The 3,810-nt window shown below is 58.5% G+C and carries 3 protein-coding genes; 1 reads left to right on the top strand and 2 read right to left on the bottom strand.

Annotated elements, in window-relative coordinates; translation table 11 throughout:
- Positions 1–230 precede the first annotated feature (230 nt).
- Both HF854_RS12160 and HF854_RS12155 read right to left on the bottom strand, forming a co-directional pair.
- Complete coding sequence (locus HF854_RS12160; protein ID WP_168936520.1) at positions 231–953, bottom strand: hypothetical protein; 723 nt, start codon at positions 951–953, stop codon at positions 231–233.
- Between the two features lie 14 nt (positions 954–967).
- Positions 968–2,911: a hypothetical protein gene (locus HF854_RS12155; RefSeq protein WP_168936519.1), complete on the bottom strand. Its 1,944-nt coding sequence runs from the start codon at positions 2,909–2,911 to the stop codon at positions 968–970.
- Positions 2,912–3,083: 172 nt separating this feature from the next.
- On the opposite strand from HF854_RS12155, the gene HF854_RS12150 reads away from it, so the two are divergent.
- Positions 3,084–3,353 carry a type II toxin-antitoxin system TacA family antitoxin gene (locus HF854_RS12150; protein ID WP_168936518.1) on the top strand — a complete coding sequence of 90 codons (270 nt, stop codon included), beginning with the start codon at positions 3,084–3,086 and terminating at the stop codon, positions 3,351–3,353.
- Positions 3,354–3,810 lie beyond the last annotated feature (457 nt).

The raw sequence follows: 3,810 nt of genomic DNA, 5'->3' as shown, positions 1-3,810 counted from the left end.
GAAGCTATTATAGCTTGCTTTATAACCTGAGTGGAACTATTATCACTGAAAACGTGGCGAAAAAGTCTACTTTATCGGCTGTCTGTCCTTAAGGATGCTATGGCGAAAAAGTCTACTTTTTCGCCATACCGTTTTGGATTACTCAACATCGTGTTTTCTTTAAAAAAAGCCCGGCACATATTTTATGTGCCGGGCTTTTCCCGTATGCCGGGAGAACGGATTGTTTGAGACTAGTTGAGCGAGCCGTAGCTGCCGATGACGGCGTCCAGAGCGCCCTTGTCCAGGGTATCGTAAGAGGTCCAGGGAACAAGACGGTCGGCCATGAAACTGACCTGTTCCATGATCATGGCCTGGCCTGACTGGATGGCCGTGTTGCGGTTGAGCAGCGTGCAGACTTCCAGATACTGGGCCCCGGCGACGACGGAACCGTCAGCGAGGGTGGCGGGCGCGTTGTACACGATGCCCATGCCGAACGGCACGCGGAAGATGTCTTCTTCCAGGTTGTCGTTCCAGATGCCGTCGTCGGAGATGGCCGAGCCGTTGTACTTGCTGTTGCGGTCCGTGATGCCGGGGCCGAAGTCGGCGTTGGCATAGAGGGCGTTGAGCATGTTGCGGCCCAGGAAGAGCAGGCGGCCGATGGAGCCCTGGACAGGGGCGTTGGTGGCCGCGAAGATGTGCCGGCGTGAGCCGATGGCCTTCATGGGCTGCACGTTGCGGGTCTCGGAGATGTTGATGCTGTTCAGGAAACCCACAGGGTAGAAGGAGTTCTCGCTGCTGGCGTGGGACAGACGCGGCGGGCCCACGACCACCAGACAGTCGTCAGGCAGGATGAGGGTGAGCTGCGAGGTGTCGTGCTGATGCTCGACGAACGCTTCTTTATATTGATCGACCCAGGAGGATTCGTCCCTGACCGGCGCTGTGGATTCGATCTTGTCGATGGGAGAGAATGACATGGTGATTCACCTACCTAGTTGCTCGCCACACGCATGTGGACCGCCGTAAGGTGCAGACCGATGGTGTTCAGCGGATACGGGAACGCCACTTCCGCGACCATCTCCACGCGGTCGCGGACGTCCTCCATCTGGGCGACGGACGTGATGGTGTAGTCCAGGACACGGCTGCCGATCTTGGGGCTGGTATCCAGACGCAGCGTCTCAAGAGCGCCGCGCAGCGCCGTGCGCAATGTCGCCAACGTGGACTGGGTGATGTTGTACCGCCCGATGAAGGCATTCATGGTGTCCCGGCAGATATACGATACGTAGTCGAAGTTCTTGACGAAGGAGAGTTCCTGCATCTCAAGCGTCGAGCGGTCGGTCGTGAGCTGGTGCCGGATGTGGGGCGGGGCCGAAGACGACGCCTGAACGAAGATGAATGTGCCGCCACCCGCCATGACATCGAGCTGGTCGTTGTTGAAGTGGCTGTTGCTGTTCTTCAGGCCGTCGATACCGGCGATGGACAGGCGGGTGAAGCCGTAGTGCGACGGCAGGCCGCCGATGCCGCCGGCGACGGCGCAGGCGAGGTAGTACCCTGGCAGCTCGCGCCCGCCCACGACACAGATATCCGGCCAGATGTTGATGAACCGGCTGGAGCCGTACGCACGCGAGGTGGCGGCGATCTCTTTCGCCTGATCCAGCTTGTCGAGCCGGTGCAGGACACGGAACCGGTATTCCCCGGCCTCGGTGAAGAATTCCCCGTCAAAGGGCGCGGACTGGGTGACGGTGAGCAGGTCTTCCGCCACGACGGAAGAGACCGTGTATTCGTGTTCGGCGCCATCACCGTCCGTCATGACCAGGGTGTCGCCCGCATCCACGGAACCGGAAAGGAAGGCAGCTTCCGGTGACAGCAGGCGTACCAGGTCGCCATCACCATCCTTGCCGACCTTGCCGGTGCCGGAGGCGATCTCCTTCTCCGTCACCAGCCGCGTGCAGCCAAGGGCGATACGCCACATGCCGCGTTCCGGCTGCGACATCTGTTCGGCGTGGAGCTTGAACATGGAAAGCACCGCCGGGTCGAACGTCAACGGCACGAGGGCGTAGACGGGATCGTGCGTCTCCAGACGATCCTTGGCCGCCGTGTAGCCGGCAAGGTCTTCCGAGTCGACACCGACGCATTTGATGCCGACAGCCGCATTGGCCATGGCGATGCTGACGCCGAAGGCCAGGGGGTTCTCCGGCACGATCTTGCCGAGCTTGCCACTGATCTCATCGACGGAGTACAGCGTGAGGATGTCCGAAAGATCCTGGCGAAGGGCCCTGTAGCCGACGTACAGCTCGGCTGAACTGATCCGGCAAGCCTTGGGGGCGTCTTCCAGGCCTTCGACAGGGGTCGTGACGCCGACCATGCTGAAGCGTTCTGAGGTGACATCCAGCAGGATGCCGTCACTGCCGGCGGGCAGGATGACGTCCTCGACGATGCGCAGGATCTCGACGGCAAGCGTCTTGCCTTCCGGCAGGGTACGGTTCAGGAACAGCGCTTTGGCGATGTCGTCGACCGTGGTGACACGGTATTCCGTCCCGATCTCCTTCGGAGTATCGGGCGCGGTCGTGTCCGTGAGCCGGACGATGTCGCCGACAAGGATGCCCTTCGGGTAGCCTTCATCGAACAGGAGGCAGTTTCCCGTGCTGCGCGCGCCTGCCGCAAGATCGGCATACAGGCGCACACGGGCATTTTTCAGACGAAAAGAGACTGACTTTTCGTCGATGAGCGCGCCGGGAGCGTTGTTGGGGAAGAAGCCGTTTTCGATACCGGCTTCGGTGTAGTGGCCGTAGAGGGAGTTGCCTTCATCTTCCACGGCATCGACGATGTGGTAGCAGGGGCCGATGATACAGGGAGGGAGCGACGCGGAGGGCGTCGTCGTGGAAGTATCAGCGTACTCCTGGAAGACCATCACCATGGGTCTTGTATAAGCCATAGCCAGTCACCTGTATATTTCTGGAGTTGTTTTTTGCGTAAAACGCCTTGCAGAAATATTGGTGACGGGTGGGGGTGGGGTTCAGGGGCAGGAGTGTGTATACTTTGTATTGATAAAAATATAATTTTGCTATCTTCTTGAGCAAGAAGAAGTCAGAAAGGAGGAGTTGGATATGAGCCAGGCTACCGAAGTCATCAACGTACGCATTCCCGCTGCGCAGAAGGCACTCATTGACAGCGCCGCCAGGCTGCTTGGCAAGTCGCGCACGGCCTTTATCCTGGAGCTGGCCGTACGGCATGCCGAAGACGTTCTGGCGGAAAAGATGCATTTCCAGCTTTCCCAGGAGCAGTGGGATGCCTTCACGCAAGCGCTGGACGCACCCGTACAGCCTGATCCAGCTCTCGTTCGCTTGCTGAATACGCCTGCACCTTGGGAGAAATAGCGTGAAAATATCCGCGCCTTGCCATCTGGAAGAGCAGCACAATCTGGAGCCATTCAGTTGCGGCGAGGACGGAACGGATTATTCTTCACACAAGCGTCAAAAGAGCAGGTCTGGAGACGGAAGTTTCCATGCCTGCTCTTTTTAAACCTAATGAGCCTCGCCGTTAACACAAGAGCCACCAGCGTGCAGCGCCAAGCTGGTCTGTAACTGGAAAGGACTTCAAACGGCTCTCAGTGCCTCCATCACCTGCCCGATCATATCTTTGACCTTCCGCCGGCAGACTCCTCCCACGGAGGCGGCTTTGATAAGGTCCGCGTCCGTGATGTCCCGACCTTTTCCGTTCACCATGGAGCAGTGCTCACCGTTGATGCCGGGGCAGGGGGCTTAAACTGATTACTTGAAATGTGTCAAAAAATATGTAAATATACTCTTTATGAGCAGATTATGCACAATAGGT

The sequence above is a fragment of the Desulfovibrio piger genome, from assembly GCF_012843875.1.
Taxonomy (GTDB): Bacteria; Desulfobacterota; Desulfovibrionia; order Desulfovibrionales; family Desulfovibrionaceae; genus Desulfovibrio.
The sequence above is the reverse complement of the archived record's forward strand: the minus strand, read 5'-3'. Positions and strand labels throughout refer to the sequence as shown.